The 20,226-nt window shown below is 37.7% G+C and carries 16 protein-coding genes; 5 read left to right on the top strand and 11 right to left on the bottom strand.

Going from position 1 to position 20,226, the window contains the following annotated elements:
- Positions 1–15: 15 nt before the first annotated feature.
- Complete coding sequence (gene dhaM, locus AB4J89_RS09615; protein WP_311755288.1) at positions 16–1,464, top strand: dihydroxyacetone kinase phosphoryl donor subunit DhaM; 1,449 nt, start codon at positions 16–18, stop codon at positions 1,462–1,464.
- 104 nt (positions 1,465–1,568) lie between these two features.
- On the opposite strand, the gene AB4J89_RS09610 is transcribed toward dhaM, so the two are convergent.
- The 7 genes from AB4J89_RS09610 to AB4J89_RS09580 all read right to left on the bottom strand — a co-directional run bounded on the left by AB4J89_RS09610 (position 1,569) and on the right by AB4J89_RS09580 (position 7,889).
- Entirely contained in the window at positions 1,569–2,420 is an 852-nt protein-coding gene (locus AB4J89_RS09610; protein WP_088494594.1) for a hypothetical protein, read from the bottom strand.
- Between the two features lie 6 nt (positions 2,421–2,426).
- The gene (locus AB4J89_RS09605; protein ID WP_088494593.1) at positions 2,427–2,963 is read right to left on the bottom strand and encodes a fimbrial protein; all 537 of its coding nucleotides are present in this window, start codon (positions 2,961–2,963) and stop codon (positions 2,427–2,429) included.
- A complete protein-coding gene (locus tag AB4J89_RS09600) occupies positions 2,963–3,454 on the bottom strand; it encodes a fimbrial protein (protein WP_088494592.1) in 492 nt (163 codons plus the stop codon). Before AB4J89_RS09600 ends, AB4J89_RS09605 begins: the two co-directional genes overlap by 1 nt.
- Before the next feature lie 16 nt (positions 3,455–3,470).
- Complete coding sequence (locus AB4J89_RS09595) at positions 3,471–3,956, bottom strand: fimbrial protein (protein ID WP_088494591.1); 486 nt, start codon at positions 3,954–3,956, stop codon at positions 3,471–3,473.
- Positions 3,957–3,960: 4 nt separating this feature from the next.
- Positions 3,961–4,707, bottom strand: coding sequence for a molecular chaperone (locus AB4J89_RS09590; protein WP_088494590.1), 747 nt, complete (start codon positions 4,705–4,707; stop codon positions 3,961–3,963).
- A 26-nt stretch (positions 4,708–4,733) separates the two neighbouring features.
- Positions 4,734–7,229, bottom strand: a complete 2,496-nt coding sequence (locus AB4J89_RS09585) for a fimbria/pilus outer membrane usher protein (protein ID WP_311755287.1) — start codon at positions 7,227–7,229, stop codon at positions 4,734–4,736.
- Between the two features lie 93 nt (positions 7,230–7,322).
- Complete coding sequence (locus AB4J89_RS09580) at positions 7,323–7,889, bottom strand: fimbrial protein (RefSeq protein WP_088494588.1); 567 nt, start codon at positions 7,887–7,889, stop codon at positions 7,323–7,325.
- 1,530 nt (positions 7,890–9,419) lie between these two features.
- Between AB4J89_RS09580 and AB4J89_RS09575 the strand changes: the two genes are divergently transcribed.
- Entirely contained in the window at positions 9,420–10,004 is a 585-nt protein-coding gene (locus AB4J89_RS09575) for a common pilus major fimbrillin subunit EcpA (protein WP_311755286.1), read from the top strand.
- Positions 10,005–10,081: 77 nt separating this feature from the next.
- On the opposite strand, the gene AB4J89_RS09570 is transcribed toward AB4J89_RS09575, so the two are convergent.
- From AB4J89_RS09570 to AB4J89_RS09560, 3 genes are read right to left on the bottom strand one after another with little or no spacing between them, the layout of a single operon-like run.
- Positions 10,082–11,359, bottom strand: coding sequence for a sigma-54-dependent transcriptional regulator (locus AB4J89_RS09570; RefSeq protein WP_368469041.1), 1,278 nt, complete (start codon positions 11,357–11,359; stop codon positions 10,082–10,084).
- On the bottom strand, positions 11,337–13,712 hold the full coding sequence (locus AB4J89_RS09565) for an ATP-binding protein (RefSeq protein ID WP_368469039.1): 2,376 nt from the start codon (positions 13,710–13,712) through the stop codon (positions 11,337–11,339). The genes AB4J89_RS09570 and AB4J89_RS09565 overlap by 23 nt, the downstream gene beginning before the upstream one ends.
- Positions 13,713–13,769: 57 nt before the next feature.
- Positions 13,770–15,059, bottom strand: coding sequence for an ABC transporter substrate-binding protein (locus AB4J89_RS09560; protein ID WP_088494584.1), 1,290 nt, complete (start codon positions 15,057–15,059; stop codon positions 13,770–13,772).
- 312 nt (positions 15,060–15,371) lie between these two features.
- Here AB4J89_RS09560 and AB4J89_RS09555 point away from each other — a divergent pair, with 312 nt between their 5' ends.
- Both AB4J89_RS09555 and pyk read left to right on the top strand, forming a co-directional pair.
- Positions 15,372–16,709 (top strand): MFS transporter, encoded by a 1,338-nt coding sequence (locus tag AB4J89_RS09555; RefSeq protein ID WP_088494583.1) that lies wholly within the window; start codon positions 15,372–15,374, stop codon positions 16,707–16,709.
- A gap of 65 nt (positions 16,710–16,774) precedes the next feature.
- A complete protein-coding gene (pyk, locus tag AB4J89_RS09550) occupies positions 16,775–18,226 on the top strand; it encodes a pyruvate kinase (protein WP_088494582.1) in 1,452 nt (483 codons plus the stop codon).
- A 105-nt stretch (positions 18,227–18,331) separates the two neighbouring features.
- Here pyk and AB4J89_RS09545 read toward each other — a convergent pair whose 3' ends face one another.
- Positions 18,332–18,733, bottom strand: coding sequence for a hypothetical protein (locus AB4J89_RS09545; protein ID WP_088494581.1), 402 nt, complete (start codon positions 18,731–18,733; stop codon positions 18,332–18,334).
- A 285-nt stretch (positions 18,734–19,018) separates the two neighbouring features.
- Between AB4J89_RS09545 and AB4J89_RS09540 the strand changes: the two genes are divergently transcribed.
- The gene (locus AB4J89_RS09540) at positions 19,019–20,206 is read left to right on the top strand and encodes an ROK family transcriptional regulator (protein ID WP_227718971.1); all 1,188 of its coding nucleotides are present in this window, start codon (positions 19,019–19,021) and stop codon (positions 20,204–20,206) included.
- The last annotated feature ends 20 nt before the right edge of the window (positions 20,207–20,226 follow it).

Here is a 20,226-nt window from a genome sequence, read left to right as displayed (position 1 = left end):
CAATAAAGGTCTACCATGATAAATATTGTTATTGTTTCTCATAGTAAACATCTCGCTGATGGTGTGGCAGAGCTTGCCAGTCAGATGCTTAATCCGGCTCATTGCCAACTTGCCGTTGCCGCCGGTATCAACGATGAAGAACATGCAATTGGTACTGATGCCGTTAAAATTATGACGGCGATAGAATCACTTTCTCAAGCACAATCCATTGTTGTGATGATGGATTTAGGCAGTGCAATATTAAGTGCAGAAACTGCGATTGAGTTACTTGATCCAGAGCTCGCTGAAAAAGTCACCCTCTGCTCTGCCCCCTTAGTTGAAGGTACACTTGCTGCGGTTGTCGCCGCATCTTCAGGAGCGTCATTAGAGAAAGTGATTGAAGAAGCTTCAAATTCTTTATATCCAAAGAAAATTCAGCTGGGTGAAAATTTCGTTCAGCCTAAAAATGATATTAATGCCCCTGTCAAAATTCACGGCAAAGAGGCAAGTTGGGTTGTTCGTAATCCTCATGGATTACACGTAAGACCGGCTGCAACTTTAGTTGAGGTACTTTCTGCTTTTCAGGCAGATTATCAACTCGTTAAAGGGGATAGACGTATTAATCCTCTCAGCTTAAATCAGCTTTCATTAATACAAATTCGCCAAGGTGATGAGATAACGCTAATTGCCTCTGGTGAGCAAGAAGATGAGGCGATTGCCGCTTTTCTTGAACTTGCCAAAAATGGCTTTGGTGAAGAGCTGCCTTCTGATTCTAATACCATCACATTAAAAGGTATGTTAGCCCCAGTGTCTCAAATTAAAGCCCCTGCTTTTATTTGGCATGAAATAGAGCTATCACCGATAGAAAACTTATCTGAACCAATTGATATTGGTGCTCAAGTTGGCAAACTTAATTTTGCAATAAAAGAGACGCTAAAAGCTCTAAAACAGACAGCCAATAAAGCGAGCCAGACATTAGGTGAGCATATTGGTGCTATTTTTAACGGCCATATCATGATGTTAGATGATGATGAGTTAATTACGAGTGTGATTGATCGCATTAAAGAAGAGAAAATCAGTGCCCAACAAAGTTGGTCAGATGAAATGCAAGAAAGAACACAACTGTATTGCGCTCTCACCGATCCCTATTTACGCGCACGTGAACTCGATCTTCGTGATCTGCGTAATCAGGTGCTTTATCATTTACAAGATAAAACACGCCCAAGTTTCACCCCTTCACAACCCGCTATTTTGGTCGCAAAAGAGCTTTTCCCTTCTACACTCATTCAATTAATTGATAGCCCGTTAGTCGGTATTGCTTTAGCAAAAGGTGATAGCCGCTCTCACAGTGCCATTATCGCAGCAGAAATGCGCTTACCGATGTTAGTCAATTTAGGACCTGAGTTATTAAAAGTTTCTGAATCTCAAAAGCTAAAATTAGATACCAATAAGGGTGAATTAGTTATTGAACCAATAACGTTATAAACCTCTTTTCACATTAACCGCATAAAAAAACCCGCACAATCATGTGCGGGTAAGTCAACGAAAAACGCTATCAATCTAGGTCATTATTGACTCTTCTAATTTTATTAAGGTATTGATAATACCAATGTCGTAGTACCACTAAAGTTACCTAATGAAGGCGTTCCATAGGTTTGAAGCTTTGACATCACTCTCACATAAGTATATTCATTCTTTATTGCGTTCACCTGTGTTCCAATCGATGCAGGTGAACCATTTAAAGTTAAAAAAGAACGAATGCTACCATCTGGTTTTAAGTTTAAAAAATGATCTTCCATTGAACTGGTAATTTTTACAGGCATAGTTTCATTACAAGTAAGTGCAAATTGCTCTTCGGCTTCATTACCATTAACTTGTGTCACATCAAGTACGCCATGTGAAATATTTAAATTGCTAGAAATAAATGCACATTTACCTTCAGGCGGTGGGGCAATACCACATACGCCACCAGGTACCATTCTTCCGCTTCCTCCCGTTGCACTACTGGTCATAAAAAAAGCAATACATTCATCAACCTTAGGTTTACCAAGGTGATCACTAAAACCAACAAAAGGAAGTGATAAACCACATTGATTCATTGCAACATCGCGTATCTCGGACATACTAGCCAATTTTTGTAAATCAACATTACAACGCCATGGAACTCGACGTTCTGTTCCCGTTCCCCCTTTATTAGGTAGGCTGTGGAAGTGATTTATTTGAATAAAACATCGCCCACTAAAACCTAAACTTTTACAAGGGTTTGGCGTAAATCCCATCTCTGTCCAATATTCCATAACAAAGTTATAACGTATATCACTATCCTTATCTGGTGATACTCCCGATTTAGTAATATAAGTAAAATAACCTGCATGTGCGCTAAATAGTGAAAAACTGCATAGTACAATTAATAACTTTAAAATTTGCTGTATTTTTTTCATTATCTTTTACTCATATTTCAAAGAAAACACGGCAGTAGCAGAAAAATGCCCCGGTTTAATTGATTTATTTGCAATAGCAGCCGCTGTTGCTTGCAGATAAGCAATAAAATTAAGCTCAAAAATGCCATTATTAGGAATATTATATAAACTGGTGTAATCCCCTAATATCACGGGTACACCTTCTTTAGTGGTAATTTTTATTCCTAAATCAGGGTTATTTGCACTGTCGTCTAATGCCAATAATCCAGCAAGTTCATTATGCGTTGCCCCTTCAAACTTAATTTTCACTTGCTTGGCAATAGAGATATCACACTCTGATAAAATGATTTTGAAATCCTTTTTCTCGAATTCAAAATAACTTTTATAAATATCATCCAAGCGAATTTCATCAAATATCACATCAACCTGAGAGTGTTCAGGTAAGACTTTGCAAGGTGCAATAATTAATGAACCAAAAATGTTAAGATTTTCAGCTGCAAAAACAGAAGAGGAAAATAATAAACAACTACCAATAATAGAGCGAAACACACTTAGTCTATTCATTATTGGTACTCCACAAATAAAGTGCCACCTGAGGTAAAATTACCGGGTGTCAGTTCACTATTTTCTTTTCTAACCAAGACAGCCCAAATCTTTTCAGGATTATTTAAATTAACCGAATACTTTTTATTTAAATCAATAATAGAGTCACCCATCATAAATTTTACGGCTAATTCATTAATATTGGTTCTCAGTCCATTGGGATCGAAACTGCTTTTTTTCCCATCTATCGATAAATACATATTCCAGTTATTTAAATTTTCTTCACAAGTAATTTGGTAATTAATCTCTCGCTTTTGGTCATAGCCTTTAATCGTTTTTATCGCCACAGGACCAAAATTCACCTCAATCATATTGCCATCATTCACTTTACAAGGAGGTGGAGTTAATAAATTACCTTTAATCAGTACCTGTGTTTCATTATCTTTTGCCAAACTGGATGAAGAAAATGTAGAAAATAAAAATAACATAATGAGGAATGGATAATAACGCATGTTGTTTATTCCTCCGTTAGTTGTAATAAACCTGCATAGTTGCAGTTGCAGTAAAAGCGCCCGTTGGTAACGTGGCACCACTTTTTTTCACGAGTACAGCATAAAGCTCAGGTCGAGTTTGATAGTTAAACTTGAACGGTGTTGTCATATAGATATTGGTATCAGCGGTTTTAAATAACACCCCTAAATCTGTCACACTTGTTTTTAAATAACGTGTATCAAACCCTGCACCATCACCGGTAAATTTCAGCGACATACTCGGATCACCTGTTGTTTTACAATCCAAGGTGTAATCCATTTTTTGTTTATAATTTTCGTTTTCTATTCTTGTGGTCATTACATCATTAAAATTCACTTCGATAGGTTTACCATCGTTAATTTTGCAAGGACGTGATTCCACACTCCCGCTCACTGTGACTCTTAAAAAGCCAGAAGCAGCCCATACAGAAGGAGCGAGAAAACTCATACAAAGAAAAAGTATTACACCTCGGAATATAAGCATAATATTACGCCTTCTTATCTTTGATATTTGCTGAACAAATATCTCCACGACATTGGAATGTTAATTCAACTAATCCACCGAAATCATTGAGATATTCAATGGCTGGCGTTACACCTAAATCACCTACTTTTGCCCCTAATGGACGTTGTCCAAAAGGCTCAATCATCACCGCTTCAAAGTCTTTTACTTCGGTATTGTTCTTTCTGACTTTGGTAATGGTTAAATAATAAGGTGAAGGATTTTTCACATTGTAATTAGCACCTTGTTTTTCAATCACAATGTCTTTTTCCATTGGATTAGCCTCTAAGCGGCTAGGTGCAACAATGCTTTTTGGTCGATAAAACACTTTAATTTTTGTCTGTAATGCAATTTGTAAAACATTGGGAGAATCACTACGAGGAGGAATTTCACGAACATTAAGGTAATAAATACTTTCTCTGTCTGTGGGTAACATATTGGTTGCAGGTAATGCCTGTATTTTAATTTGGCTTTTGTTACCAGCTTCAATACGTTGAACTGGCGGTGTTACCACAAAAGGAGAATTAATTTTTTCATCTTTACTATTCTCAAGCCAAGATTGTGCTAAATAAGGTTTAGATTCATTTTCATTTTCTAAAACCATACTGACTGAGCGCTCACCTTCATTATATAAAACACGTGTTCTATCTAATGCGATAGCGGAATAAGCGGATTGAGAAAAAAGGCAAAGTGTAACGATAGCGCTTAATGTTTGTGTGTTGATATATTTCATTTCATTCACCGTTGACTTAAATTTAATTACTTACAAGGAAGCAACAACATGTTGCTTAAATTATTTTCTAACACTTGAGGTAATTGGAATTGGCAAGTTTCACCATTCCAAGCAAGATCTAAAGTTTCACCTGCTTTTACACCTGATAAATAAACAAAGCCTTCGTCTGAAATAATGCCGACCTCTAATTTATCTTTGTTATAAACACTAGCTCCAAAAGGAGGATGTTTCTTATCAGCCATGGTGATCACGGCTAAGACCTTCTCACCTTCAATCACATTAAATTTACGATAGCCAATCGCCCCTTCGGTTAAGGTGGCATATTGAGATGATTGAACAGCATCCGCTTTTTCAGGAAGGTTATTAATATCGATCGTAATATGGCTACGAGAATAATTTTGCACGCCCATTAAAATAGCTTTACCGTGGCGGTTAGTCTCAATTGGCGTTAAACCTGTTTTAATCGGAATATCTTGAACATTATTGGTATCAACCAATATGCGTGAATTTCCCATTGAAGTGACCCGGTGGAATGCGCCACCTTCTGGAGTGACAGTTATTCCACCCATTAATTGCATTGATAATGCGCTTTGATTATTTTGGGTATAAGTACCACTTGTCGTCAGTTTTGCTAAATTACCGTCGTAGTTATAGAAACCTGAAAGATTAACTTTATCGCTATCCCACGTTCCTGCCGATAAGTTATACGTACTGCGTTCATTAAGTCGTTCATAATAGTTAACGCTGTTACTGGTATTATGGCGATTAAACGATCCAGAATAACTAATATTGGCATCATTACGCTCAAGTGGTACACCTAATGACACATAAACCCCTTCATCATTATTGTGGCTCGATTCCACTTTATAAGCTGATAAGTTAATGGATAAATTTTTAAAATTAGCCCAATCAAAATAACTAGAAACCGTAAAGCTATAATTATCCGTTGAAGGTCGATTCCAATAGGTTTGGCGAGAATAGTTTAAGTAAGTATTGATATTATATTCAGGGAAAGCCGTACCAAAGATTGCGGTATAAAGCTCTTTACCACTGTCAATATGAAGCCCACGATAACGACCATCTAAAAACTGAGTCATACTTAAATAGTCACGTTGAGAGAAGCGATAACCCGCAAACGTAATCTGACTATTTATTTCATCGAATTGCTTTGAATAAGTAACGTTATAAGAAGTTCCTGATAGGGTTTTATCATCAAAATTACTTCCCATTTCAGCCCGTGAGGCTGAAATATTAAAGGAGAGCACCCCGAATGGCGCTAAATCTTGCCCTAAACCTAAAGCAATATTTTGATATTCGGTTGAGGCTAATAACCCACCATAAATTGTGGTGTTATTCGCAGCCCCCCACGAGAAAGAACCTAAAGAAAATGCAGGACCTTCAGTATCGTGTTCATTTTTAGTGGGTTTACCCATCACCAACTTGTATAAAAACTGTCCCGGTCTTGTTAGTGTGCCTAAACGCGATGTTTCCACTTTAAATGTTTGAACAGAACCATCTTGTTCTTCAATAGAAACATCTAAGGTACCGCCACCGAATGTATTGACGTCCTGAATTCGAAATGGCCCTGGACTTACTTCATTTTGATAAACAATACGACCATCTTGACGCACAATAACCGTGGCATTAGTTCTTGCAACTCCCGCAATTTCAGGTGCATAGCCCTGTAAACGCGGTGGGATCATCGCATTATCACTTTCTAATGAAGCACCAAGATAACGGAAGCTATCAAAAAGCTCTGATGAGAGATATTGCTCACCTAACGTTAATTTGGCTCCCAAAGAACGAATGGCACGAAAAATATAAAGCTGGTTCCAACGCCATGATTTATCGTTGCTATTTAAATTACCGCCAGAAGCTTGCCAATCGGAGCGAAAACGCCAAGCGCCCATATTAATGCCCATTACACCACTAATATTGGTTCCCGTTTCTGTCCTTTTATCGTTGTTTTCATATCGAATAAGGCGATTACTCATATTGTAATCAAGAAAGAATCCCGCAATACCATCATCCCAACGTGATGGCGGATCCCAACTCGGATCTTGATATTCCATAAAGGCTTGAGGAATACTGATATTTAAAATACCGGTGTAGAGATCACCCACAGCATTCATATTTGGCACTGAACGAAAATCAAGACACTGGATATTATTTGTTGTTAACCAAGTGACTTTTTTTTCCCATTCAGACTTTAAACCTAAAATGGGATAAACCTCTGGGGTGATACAAGGAATAGATAATTCTGCGTTGTAATCTGGGGCAAAAAATAAAGTAGGCTCTTCGTTTCTTACTCTTTGTTTATTAACGTCGGTCGCCAGTAAATGAGTGCCCGGCTGAATATAATTTGCGTAAGAAAATTTAGTAAAATCGGTATTTTCAATACCTTTATCAGTTAAGAAGTCGGTATTAAAATCGACTGCTTCTTCTGCAAAAACAGGCAACGAAAAAGGAACAAAGAATAAAAGCATTACTTTTGTGATCTTATTTATTTTCATGCTTTTCATTTTGCTATGCCATCCTCAGCATTATTAACAGAAGACAATATTGATGAGATGCATGGCGCTTAAGCGCCACACATCTTATTAAAAAAACAACAATTATTCGTAGATAACCTTGAAGTTAGCTACTGTGTCGAAAGAACCTGTTGTTGCTTTCTTATCAACAGCTTCGTTACCTTTCACGTAAGCTGAGAATTGCAATGTAGTGAGAGAGCCGTCGCCATTATTTAAAGCGTGACCTGCTACTGGGAAGCCTTGACCAAAAGTAATTGGATTATTACCACGGTCAGTGATAACGATACCTGCGTTTTGTACTTTGCCACCTAAGCCCAGTAATTCGCCTGTATAACCGTCAAAACCACTTACAGTTGCACCAGTGAATGATACTTTTGCAGTTTTGTAAGTTTCAGTTGAGCAGTTTTTCAGGATAATATCGAAGTTTTCGCTATCTGAACGGAATTTATTGCTAGTCAGTTCATGCAATGCGATTTCACCAAACTTAACCGTTTGATCTAAACTTTTATCATCAATTGAACATGGAACGTCATTGATAAAGCCAGTAAAACGCACTTTACCTTCACGGCTTTCCGCTGGATCTGCTGCTAAAGTAGGAGCAGCAACAACTAAAGATAACGCAACACCTAAAGCTAATTTAGTAAATTTCATAAAATTTCCTTTATATACAATAAAGATAGTGATATTTCTTGGCTTCTGACTAAATAAGCGATAAATAATAAATACATCGCCCTTCTACAATTTAAATTTTACAGATCCATTGATATTGATTTATAAAACCAAAATAGGGGATATCCTACGAATGCGTCCTTTATGCATTCATATTCAAATTAATTTACGGAATAAGTTAACCGTATTAACTTTTTTAAACGTCGTTTTTAAATATTTTAGAAATTAAGTTCCTTAATTAATAAAAACATCTTAATTTGACATGTAAATAAGTAATAAATTTTAATCAGAAAGTAAGAGTAAAAAATTAAAGAAAAGAAACGATTTAAATAATATTTCTTTACTTGTTTTTGCAATGAAATACTCGCAAAAGGCGTAAATTAAGTCAAAAGTCAAAAAATGATATTATTAGTATAAGTCGAGGATAGTTATCAAATGAAACAATTCTTTAAATGAGTAATTAAAGTATTTTAAACTAAAATTACATATAGATTAGATACTATTACTTAATAAAAAACAAAGCCGCCATCATTAACACTTTCAGCAAGTAAAATAAACATAAAAACCAAATAAATAAAAATAATCAGTTTTTTGTAACGAAAATATATAAAAATACAGAGAATAATATTCTGCTGACACGATAAAGCCAGCACACATACAAAAACACTTAGGATTCATCTCAATTGAGAGATTATATTATATTCTTTAATTTAATTAAAAATCAGATAATCTAATTATGACAATATATTTAAATATCGTTAATTTGTTCTCAACAAGAATTAAAAATAAACTATAAATACAAATCAAACATGATACTCTTTTAATGATTATTCTTTTTAACATAGTCAATTATGGAATAAAATAACTTTCAGAATAATAAAAAATTCATAGCAAATAAGATAATAACATCTCGCAACTATTTTTTACTTTTTTATTTTATTTTATTTTATTTCCGCTATTTTATAAAAAATACAAAACTAATTGTCATGTAAAAAACACCATTATGACAGTCAAATAAAGACACCTCTTTCTTTATATTTAAATATTAATGAGATTTTAAGAAAAATAAATTTAAAATAGTTCATTATTTTGACACGCTAAAGGTGTAAATATTGCACAGCACCATAACAATAAAATTTTAACCTGATAGATTAAAAATTAAAGTATAAAAAATAAAACAAGTTATCTTTTTACGATTTTAAATAAAATAAAAGACAAAACGAAATCAATATAAAATATAAAATATAAAATATAAAATATAAAATATAATAGCAACAAAAGAAAATAATAAATAAATCTTATATTAAAAACCCCCATACTCTTTATAAGTGTAAAACAACACAGGATATATAAAAAAGCATAAAGAAGGTTTCTTTAAATTAGCATTTATTTAAATGATGCATTTTAGAGAAGGACTCTTTTATTCAGAAAATGGATAAACGCATAAAATTTCTTTCATTAATAGAAAGATAAAAAAGCAATCTAATATAGATAATCAATAAAGGATATAGTATGAAAAAGCTGACATTGGCGGTTCTTGCTGTTGCTATTATGGGTGCTACTACCCTTGCTCAAGCAGACACTCGTAAAGCAAACGCAGTTGCTTCATGGGATGCCAAAGCAATTAAAGACACTAAAAGTATGTTAGTTGTTACTCCATTAAAATCTTTAGTATTTAACTATGCTGAAGGTGTTAAAGGCTTTAATACTCAAGATGGTGCGTTCGACATCACTATCCAAGGTCAAGAAAAAGCAACTGATTTTAAACTGACTTCAAAAGTGATCAGTAATGAGCTTAGAAATTCTGCTGATAATTCAGTGCTAACAGTAAAAACTGACTGGAACGGTAAAACACTATCAAGTCACCAAGAAACCGTTATCCTTGATAATCAAAAAGGAATAAATAAAGGGCTGGTGGTTGAAACTAAAGCGACAGAAAAAAGTGAGCTAAAAAACCTTCAAAGTGCATTTCTTTTTAATGTAATAAATAGAACAGAACCAACGACAACCTTACCCGAAGGCTTGTGGGAAGGAACATTGCGTATTGAATTTACCAGTAAATGGTCGGGTGATTTTGTGACTTTAGCGACAAGATAATTCAAATACTGTGACTTAAAAGAAAACCGCGAAAGAGCGCCAGTATGGCGCTTCTTTGTTATTTAATTGCGTATAAATCAAACCTTCGGTTTATAGCTATCTTTATCGAGATCATGTTTTTTCATTCGCAAATACAGCTTCTTACGTGGAATACCCAAGTAATCCGCCACATCACTAACCCGACCTGCAAATAAATATAATGCATCTTCAATTAACCGACGCTCATACTCATCAACTAAATTATCTAAAGGGCCTTCAGGTGGGATAATGGCTCGATGTTGTTCACTATCAACCATTTTCACAATGCCTACCGCATATAATTCAGCGACATTTCGTAATTCGCGAATATTACCCGGCCAATCGTAACGCTTTAAAATATCAAGATAATTACGATCAATTTTCGGTACTGCAATGCCAAGCCGCTGTGCGCTTTGTCGTAAAAAAGCTCTAAATAGCGGAATAATATCAGGGCGTCTTGCACTTAATGGAGGCAATGAAAAAGTAATTTGTGAAAAATAGTAATAGAATTCAGGGATTAACCGTCCTTCTGTTACTAATTGCTGTGTATTATTTTCTAAAATCGCAATCGTTCTAAAATGGCGCTTTCCTTGGCGTTCCATATCTAACAAGTAAGAACTCAACCAGCGTTGTGCTTCTGATGATAAATCATAAGGAGAACGCAAAATCAGCGTTCCTACTTCATCTGCTTCAATTTGAGCTATAACCTGTTTAATATCAGATAAATTCTGACAATCCACAGTTTGGATCGTTTTATCGCTATGCGGACTTAATTCATGCAATAGTTGAGCTAGAAGATGACGCCCTGTTCCCATCTCGCCTTCAATCATTAAGTCTTTGTCGATATCGGCAATTTGTTGCACTTGCTCTCTGATTGCGGTGATTTGCGCACTATCTCCGACTAGTCGCTCTTGAGTGGTGCTTATCACGGCATTTCTAAGAGAAAGAATGGATTGACGCTCTTTATGTGCTTTTGCCACTAGCTCTAAGAAAACAGGTGGATTAATTGGTTTTTCAATAAAATCATAAGCGCCTTTTTTTACCGCTTCTACTGCTAACGGTATATCTCCATGTCCTGTGATCATGATAACCGGAATGCGAGCATCAATTTGTTTAATGCGCTCTAAAACTTCCATGCCATTCATTGCTGGCATATAGATATCAAGAACAACAGCACCCTGCCATTCTGGTGTTAAAAGGCTTAATGCTTTTTCTGGTGAGTCGGTTACTCTGGCAACCATTCCCGCAAGATTGAGTAAATGGCGATAAGATTCAAGAATATCTTCATCGTCATCAATTAATAAAACGTCGATATCAGGCATGTGTGACTGTGTCATCTGTAAACTCCAAAACAACCATGGCGCCACCATTTAATGTAGATGCCAAGTAAATTTCATAACCAAACCGTTGCATAATTGAACGGCAAATGGATAACCCTAACCCAAGCCCCACATCTTTTGTGGTCGTAAATGGGGTAAATAGTTTTGGTAAAACGGCTGAATTAAACCCTTTTCCACTGTCGGCGATCCCCACTAATTTTTGTTTAGGATCAACAGATAAAAGATCAATCGTGATCTGACTTTCACCAACACCTGCAATCGCATCCATCGCATTAACAAATAAATTAACCAAAACTTGCTCAATTTGTGTCGGGTCTGCACAAATGGTTAATTCATCAGGAATATTATTCGTAATGATGCACTGCTCTCGCTTAGAACGAGACTCCACCAGCACCATTGCGCTATCTACCAACTCTTTTAATGGTGCTGAAACAAAGCTAATTTCAGACGAAGATTTACGCGAGAAATTACGTAATGCTGTAATAATTCGATTCATACGTGCGCACAGTTTTTCAATGCGCTCGATAGAATCAGGTAATTGATCGTATTTTCCCATCTGCATAGTCAGTTTTGCGCTGTACAGATAAGTGTTGATTGCAGAAAGTGGTTGATTAAGTTCATGTGCAAGACTGGTCATTGCCTGCCCGACAACCGCCATTTTAGCCGCTTGTACTAACTCTTCTTGTGTTTGAATTAGGTGTTTTTGTGCTTGTTCACGGCGCAACATCTCTTCATTTAATTGCTGGTTTTTATCCTGCAAATCTTGTGTTTTTAATGCCACCAGCCGTTGAAGCTCTAATCGGCTTAACTCTTGGCGCGTAATATCTGTGATAGTCACAATATATTTATGCTCATCTTTATGCGGATATTCACGAATATTAAATTGTAAGAAATGAGGCTCACCTACTTTTACCATGCGAATAGTGCATTCACTTTGCCCTAAGCGATAAAGCTGACTGCTTGAGCTAAATTGCGCTTTAAGCATTGTGCTCGCCTCACCACTAAACAGTAACCAAAGTGGTTTATTACTTTGCTCTTTTCCTGTTCCTAATAACGTTGCCGCACTTGGATTGACGGTTTCCATTCTGCCATCGTGGTGGCAGGTAATTAAACTGGCATCGGTATTATTGATAAGATTTAACGCATTGCTGGCTTCAACTTCTTTCATTTGACGCCAAAATCGGCGAAGCCGCCGACTTAATAGACCAATTTCATCTTGCCCTTCAATCAGTACAGGCTCCGTTAAATTACCTTTGGCAACATGCGCTAAGTCATCACTGAGTTTATTCAATCTTGCGATAAGTCTTCTATCAATCAAGATTTTCATCACAATAATACTCAGCAATAGTGATGCAATAATAATCACAACAATAACGATTTTCCCCGTTGCCATTAGCTTACGAGTATTATCATTAAGCTTGTTTAGCGCTTCGCTTGTAGCAAAAACATTGCCTCTTACCGCATTATCAAACTGAGATAACTTTTCATTTAATTCAGGAGTTAATGCTTTAAGCTTTTTTTCGTTTTCTACATCATCAATCAGTGTTTGATAGATATCACCATCATAACGGGTGATAGCGATAATCTCTTGTAATACCTGACGATGAGCAATGGTTGACGGGTAGCTTTTTAGCTTCTGATTTAAAGCGATAATTTCATCAATTTTAACGCTGATATAGTGGAAAGCGACATCAATATCACGGCTATAACGCTGATGCGCGATTTCCTCAACTAAACTGATTAACTCATTTTCTGTGGTGAATAACTCTTGTAACAACGTCGATTCTAATAACAGTTGTAAGCTATTTTCCTGTACGTTTTTTTCATTGAGCATTTGGCTGACATGCCACTCAATTTCATTAAGTAGCGGCTTAATATCTTCACCAACGGCGTCATGCATCCACGCTAATTGCCCTAATAATTGAGCAAGACGATTCTCTAATTCACGCCGCTTATCCAGTAGCACATCTTGTTGATTAATGAGTTCTGAAAGCTCATCGACAAGTTGAGTATAAAAATCACGTTGTGGTTTTTGCTCTATAGGAAACTCACGCAGATTATCTAATAACTGATGAATTTCCTGCTGTTGTTGCTCTGAAACTGATTTTCTCTGTGTCTGCTCTCGCTCTTTTAATAGCATTTGTAAATTGGTGCTATAACGTTCCATGTTGTAGCTGATGGTTAGCATTGGTAGAGATTCACCCACTGACGTATTAATTTGTGTCGCCAGTTTTCCCCACATAAAAAAGATAATCACACCAATTAATAAGGTGAGTAAAGAACTAAAGATAAACGCCATATACAGGCGTCTACCTAGTTTGCCAAATTGTTTAGGCACTAATAATTTCATCCGTAATACCTTTCATAAAAACAGCGCTTCCTGCTGTATATTTGAACCACAAGGCGGTTAGGGTGATTTTGTCTCTTTCAATAAAACCAATGCTTGTTCAAGCCTTTCAGCTTCTAATGTACGCCATTGATACAACACAGCTAACGCTTGATCAGAGTACTCTCGCTGATCAGCTTCTTTCATAAATAAGGCTTGTAATGTCGGTGAATTAGCCTCTTTTTCGCTAATTAACACCGAACTTGCTATTTTTCGAGCTTTACTGATCGCAGAAATGCGTTCTGGCGTTTTGTTTTCTTGTCTTTCTGCTTCGTGGATATCATTCCAAACTTGGCGCATTAAAGGGAAGTTATGGGTGATCATTTGATCAAATAACACATTAACCACTTCACTACGACGATAAGCTTCATTGCTGTTTAAAATAAATTCCGTGTTATTAGCAAGTTCATCGTTATTACGTAAGATCTCTTTACTTAATGGGATCTTTGCCATATCGCTTTTATAGATGATCTCTTGTCCTTCATCCGATAAAAGAAAGGCGATAAATTTGGCTGCTGTGTCTCTTTTACTGCTTTCTGCCACAATGGCGACATAAGCCGGTAAAATAATCGACTTATCAAAATAGCTAAACTCGACAAAATCAAAGCGTTTTTGATGGTTAAAAGCGTAGTTATCAATAATTGGCCCTGCGCCGACAATACCTCTGGCGATGGCATCACTAACACGTGAACTACGTGCCGAAATGGAAGAAAGATTACCACTGGTTTCGAGTAAGATCTGCCACCCGCGCTCCCAGCCATACTCTTGTAGCACATTTTCCACCATCAATTGCATCGTGCCAGAGTTTGCCGGCGTCGTCATGGTTAAGTGCCCTTGATAAATCGGATCACTTAAATCAACCCAACTTCTAGGTGCCGGAATACCGAGTTTTTGTAGGTATTGCGTATTACTCATAATGCCAATACCAGAATAGCCCACCGTGGTTATCTTATCGTTTAAGATATCACTATGACGTGTTAACCATTTTGGCGTTTCATACTTGACGGGTAATCGCGCCAGTAGCCCTTCTCTATCTAGATGATGGAAAAAGTTAGCCGATGACGACATCACAATATCAACAGGCTGTGTGGGATATTGTTTCATCATCCGTGTCGCAATCGCGACACGACGATAAACCACTTGCACCTTAGTATCTGGATAACGCGCACTAAAGGCCTCTGTAAGTGGTCGCATTGGTGTATCTGAAAGTGTCGTCAGTATAACAAGTGGCTGCTCATCACTACGCACTGGTGTGATAAACAGCCAACTAAACAATAAACAGACGAGGCTTAGTGTTATTTTTATTCTCATGACATACCCCTGGTTTTGTTTTGAATAAACATAAAAATGTGTCGAACTTCAAACTTCTGATATTTAGCAATATTTATTATTTTGAGCTAATGAGTCCTTAATGACTCATTTACAACAATGATACGACGATATCTTCACTCATTTTTAAACCAACGCCTAATAGCGATGTTACAAATTTGACTCACCGATTCAGCAGAATGTGTCATCGATGACTCAAATTCCCTCTTTTGCACCAAGATGACCTAAATGAATAGCATCAGCTCTGAAAACCAAAATCAGCTTCAGACATGAATAATATTCGGAGTCATCTCTATGCTAAGTTTCTTTAAAACCAGAAAGGATCTGCCGCTAATAGAAGCGTCAAGTGAAAAGATCCGCGCAATATATAAAAAGCACCAATGGCAGGTCTTCTTTGGTCTTGTTCTTGGTTATGCCATGTTCTATGTGGTTCGTATGGCACTCGGTGTGGTGAAAAAACCTATGCTGGATGCAGGTATCGTAACCACCGCTGAACTCGGTTTAATGGGTTCTGCGTTCTTCTTTACCTACGCATTTGGTAAGTTCTCTAACGGCTTCTTATCGGATTATGCCAACATTGGACGCTTTATGTCCATCTCGTTGATTGCCTCATCCTTTGTTTGTATCTTCATGGGAATGTCAACGGCGAGCCTGTTCTTTATCCTGTTATGGGGTATTAACGGTTGGTTCCAATCTGTTGGTTCAGCACCTTCTTGTGTCTCTATCTTCCAGTGGTTCTCACCAAAACAGCGCGGTACGGTTTATTCCATCTGGGGTGGCTCGCGTAATATCGGTGAAGCAATTACGTGGATCTTGACTGCAACCATAGTGAGCTTCTTCGGCTGGCGTGCAGGTTTTATCGGTGCAGGTATCGCAGGTATTGCTGCGGGTATCATCTTACTGATGATATTAAAAGACCGTCCTCGTACTTATGGCTTGCCTGATCCAGCAACTGCGTATGGCGAAGAGTCAGAAGCGGTTAAATCAAGTGATCCTAAAGAAACTCGTCGCGCTCAGTTATTCGTATTAAAACAACCAACAGTGTGGATCATCGCAGCAGCATGTGCGGCTATGTATATCTCTCGCTACGCAATCAGTTCATGGGCAGTGCTTTACCTACAAGGTTCAAAAGGGTACTCACTGATTGATGCAGGTTTCGCAATGTCAACTTACCCAATCGCTGGTTTCTTCGGCGCAATCTTAGCGGGTATGGCGTCTGACAAACTGTTTAACGCTAACCGTCATATTCCAACACTGATTTATGGTATTGCCAACATCGCTGGTTTTGCACTGATGTTCTGGGGTCCACAAAGCCGTGTTATGGATGCAGTTGCATTAAGTATGGTTGGTTTTGCAATGGGTGGTCTGGTTGTGTTCTTAGCTGGCTTAACCGCTTGTGACCTGATGCCGAAAAACGCAGTAGGTGCAGTAAAAGGCTTTATCGGATTGTTCGCTTACATTGCAGCATCCGCTCAAGAACTGATTTCAGCATCACTGATTAAAGTAACTCAAGTGGGTGATATCACTAACTACGACTTCACCACAGTACAGTATTTCTGGATAGGTTCTGCCATCGTTTCCATGATTTTAGCAACGCTAGTCTGGAATGCGAAAAAAGTTACCATGGATTAATGAATTAATTAAGTTGTCATCAAGGGATACCGTTGGGTATCCCTCTTTAAAAAGAGAATGTCATTATGCGTAAGACAAAAATTGTTGCGACTCTTGGCCCAGCTAGCTGTTCAGAACAGATGATTGAAAAGCTGATTATGGCTGGTGCTAACGTATTTCGTTTAAACTTTTCACATGGTACTCGCGAACAGCATCAGGCCACTGCCGCAACTATCCGTCAGGTCGCAGAAAAACATCGTGTATTTATCGGGATCTTAGCAGACCTGCAAGGCCCGAAAATTCGTATCGCTAACTTTAAAAATGATTCAGTTCAATTAAAACAAGGCGATAGCTTTATTCTAAATGCAGATTTAGACAGCACATTAGGCGACGAGCAACAAGTTGGTTTGGACTACCCACAACTTGTTCAAGAAGTCACACCAGGGAATATTCTGTTACTTGACGATGGCAATATTCAATTACAAGTCAGCGCCGTCAATAATAATAAAATAGAGACTGTCGTTACTGTTGGTGGAAAATTATCTAACCGTAAAGGCATTAACTTACTCGGTGGTGGTTTATCTGCACCAGCATTAACAGACAAAGATAAACAAGACATACACACAGCAGCCGCTATTCAAGCAGATTACATTGCCGTTTCATTCCCTCGTAATGGTGCGGATATTGAATATGCCCGTGGTTTAGTGATTGCCGCCGGAAGTCACGCCAAAATCGTTGCTAAAGTTGAACGTGCAGAAGTAGTTTCTTGTGAAGAAAACATGGACGACATCATTAAAGCATCTGATGTCATTATGGTGGCACGAGGCGATTTAGCGGTAGAAATTGGTGATGCCAGCTTACCGGGTGCACAAAAACAACTGATTGCACGTTGTCGCGCATTAGGTTGTCCTGTGATCACAGCAACCCAAATGATGGAATCAATGATTGAAAGCCCAATGCCAACCCGTGCAGAAGTCATGGATATTGCGAATGCAGTTGGTGATGGAACAGATGCCGTTATGTTGTCAGCTGAAACAGCAGCAGGGAAATATCCTGTGGAAGCTGTTAGTGCAATGGCTCGCGTGGCTGAAGGTGCAGAGCGCTCTTTTGCCGCTAATGCTGAAAATCCTTGGCAATCACCGTCTTACTATTCACAAACGGGTCGTTGGATTGCGCTAGCTGCTGCCACAACCGCTTTCCATGACGACAAGCATTTAAGCGTTGCCGCATTAACAGAAAATGGCAAATCAGTGACCTTATTGTCACGCTTTATGCCAAACAACAACGTATATGCATTAACAGATAATCCTGCACTTGCTGGTCAATTGACTGTATTACGTGGTGTAACGCCTGTGGCTTATCAACGTCAAAACAACAATGACTGCGATGAAAGCATCATGCAAAAACTGCAAGCAGAGGGATTATTAACAGACATGAATTCACTCTTAATTACCCGTTTATCAACCTTTGAAAAAACGGGTGAAAGCGATTGTTGTCATCTTGTTCCTGTAAAACAAGTTGAAGCAGCAACGGCTTGAGTGTCTTCCATCAAGGGGCTTATGAGAGAGGCAACCTGAAGTAAATAACAAGAAAAAGAGCACACCAAATCATTTTAGCCACAAGGATTGTGGCTATTTTTCTTTTTATTCATCGCAAGGATAGGCATCTTGTAATGCGGCAATATAAACTAACTCTATTGATGTATCTTTATATTTTTGCTTAGCAATAGGATATTTATCAAGATAAGCATCAATATGCTTTACCATAAAATCGCCATTTTGGATGACTTTTTTGGGTGGACAATAAAGTGGCTTAAAATCATTACCTTCATTATGCAATCTTACTGACACTGCATAAAAATTAAATCCATTCGCAATACCGTTTAGATACGCTTGTGTCACCGATTCTAGTTGTTTATTAGAAGGATGGTCTAAGGCTAATAATCGTTTTACCTCAAGATAACCGCTTAATGTTACTGCCTGTGAATAAAGTGGGAGTAGCAGTAACATCCCTATTAACCCTTTTAATAACATTCCTTTTTTCATGCTAATTTTCTCTTTAGTTCAATAGATATTGATTTCATTCTAGTCGTTTTATTGTTCTAAGAATATGTGCAACGAATATATACATTGAAGATCTTTTCGAAGATCTGATTGTACAAATCAGACTCATCAAATTGTGATCACAAACGCATTTAGGATGGTTTCTAAACTAATTAGTCGTTTTATACTTTACAAAGTAAATAAAACGGTGCATAACTATCAAACACAGACGATTTTATATAAAAAAAACATCTTTTAGTTTTGTTTCTAAACAAATGGAGTGGTAACGTGACACCGAACGTACCCAATACATTACGGCAAATGAATGCCTCGCTTGTATTAAATGTCATTCGTCATCAAGGTCCTTTGTCACGGGCTCAGATAGCCAAAATTAGCGGAATTACAAAAGCGACGGTGTCTGAAATTATTAACGATCTCCTTGAAGAAAAAATCGTTTATGAAAGCGGAGTCAGTTCGCCAGCAGGACAAGGCAGAAAAGGTATTTTAGTTAACTTCGATCCTCAACACAGTTTAGGTGTCAGCATTGACTTAGGTGGAACAAAAATCGCTTATGCGGTTTTTAACTTAGATGCCGAATTGTTGTATGAATATCAAGAGCCTACCTTTGATACTGACGATCGTGAGTACTTTATTACGCAATTTGCACAAAGTATTGAAAATGTGATCGAAAAAAGCGGCGTAGACCGTAAAAAGATCAATGTTATCGGTGTCGCCACACCAGGGATCATCGATATCAAAAATGGTGTTGTACTAGAAGGCTCCCCTAACTTACCTCAATGGGATAATTTACCTCTAGCACAACAGCTTACAGAAAAACTCAATGTACCCGTTGTACTCGAAAATGATATTCGTGCAGCACTTGTGGGTGAAATGTGGAAAGGCCGTTGTCGTCATACACATAGTTGTGCGCTGATTGGTATCGGCACAGGATTAGGCTCCGCCTTGCTGATGGATGGAAAAGTTATCCGTGGTGCAAACAATGCAGCTGGTGAAATCGGCTATATGATGTTTGCTCGTGACCATCTCTTTCGTAATTGGCGTAACAAAGGATGCTTTGAAAGTTTCTGCTCTGGCTCAGGTTTAAGTGAGCGAATGGCAAACTTGCGAGGAGAAAATCTTAGTGCAATTGAGATTATTCAAGCCTCACAACAAGGCGATCCGCTTGCTCAATCCTTAGTTGAGGAAATGGCAGATTATCTTGCTATCGGCATTATGAATTTAGTCGCCATTGCAAATCTGGAAAAAGTGGTATTAACAGGCGGGATCACACGCTCTGCTGACACCTTTTTACCGCGTGTTCAGGCAAATCTAGATAGACATTTATTTGCTAACACCAAAGTGAATATCGAGCTTTCTGAATTATGGGAAAAAGGCCCGCTTTATGGCATTGCTATTCTCGCCTTAGCCACGGTTTACCCATCAATTCAATTTATGCCCGAGATCCAATTGAGATAACCCTAATAAAAAAGTCTTTA

This window comes from Proteus sp. STS61-E, from assembly GCF_040932335.1.
In the GTDB taxonomy this organism is placed as follows: Bacteria; Pseudomonadota; Gammaproteobacteria; order Enterobacterales; family Enterobacteriaceae; genus Proteus; species Proteus mirabilis_B.
Note: the sequence above shows the minus strand (reverse complement) of the source record. Positions and strands in the feature narration are given on the sequence as shown.

Coding starts and splice junctions, on each gene's coding strand:
- dhaM (WP_311755288.1), top strand. CDS start 16: ATGATAAATATTGTTATTGTTTCTCATAGTAAACATCTCGCTGATGGT.
- AB4J89_RS09590 (WP_088494590.1), bottom strand. CDS start 4,707: ATGAAATATATCAACACACAAACATTAAGCGCTATCGTTACACTTTGC.
- AB4J89_RS09545 (WP_088494581.1), bottom strand. CDS start 18,733: ATGAAAAAAGGAATGTTATTAAAAGGGTTAATAGGGATGTTACTGCTA.
- AB4J89_RS09580 (WP_088494588.1), bottom strand. CDS start 7,889: ATGAAATTTACTAAATTAGCTTTAGGTGTTGCGTTATCTTTAGTTGTT.
- AB4J89_RS09565 (WP_368469039.1), bottom strand. CDS start 13,712: ATGAAATTATTAGTGCCTAAACAATTTGGCAAACTAGGTAGACGCCTG.
- AB4J89_RS09560 (WP_088494584.1), bottom strand. CDS start 15,059: ATGAGAATAAAAATAACACTAAGCCTCGTCTGTTTATTGTTTAGTTGG.
- AB4J89_RS09555 (WP_088494583.1), top strand. CDS start 15,372: ATGCTAAGTTTCTTTAAAACCAGAAAGGATCTGCCGCTAATAGAAGCG.
- AB4J89_RS09605 (WP_088494593.1), bottom strand. CDS start 2,963: ATGAATAGACTAAGTGTGTTTCGCTCTATTATTGGTAGTTGTTTATTA.
- AB4J89_RS09575 (WP_311755286.1), top strand. CDS start 9,420: ATGAAAAAGCTGACATTGGCGGTTCTTGCTGTTGCTATTATGGGTGCT.
- AB4J89_RS09610 (WP_088494594.1), bottom strand. CDS start 2,420: ATGAAAAAAATACAGCAAATTTTAAAGTTATTAATTGTACTATGCAGT.
- AB4J89_RS09570 (WP_368469041.1), bottom strand. CDS start 11,359: ATGACACAGTCACACATGCCTGATATCGACGTTTTATTAATTGATGAC.
- AB4J89_RS09585 (WP_311755287.1), bottom strand. CDS start 7,229: ATGAAAAGCATGAAAATAAATAAGATCACAAAAGTAATGCTTTTATTC.
- AB4J89_RS09600 (WP_088494592.1), bottom strand. CDS start 3,454: ATGCGTTATTATCCATTCCTCATTATGTTATTTTTATTTTCTACATTT.
- pyk (WP_088494582.1), top strand. CDS start 16,775: ATGCGTAAGACAAAAATTGTTGCGACTCTTGGCCCAGCTAGCTGTTCA.
- AB4J89_RS09595 (WP_088494591.1), bottom strand. CDS start 3,956: ATGCTTATATTCCGAGGTGTAATACTTTTTCTTTGTATGAGTTTTCTC.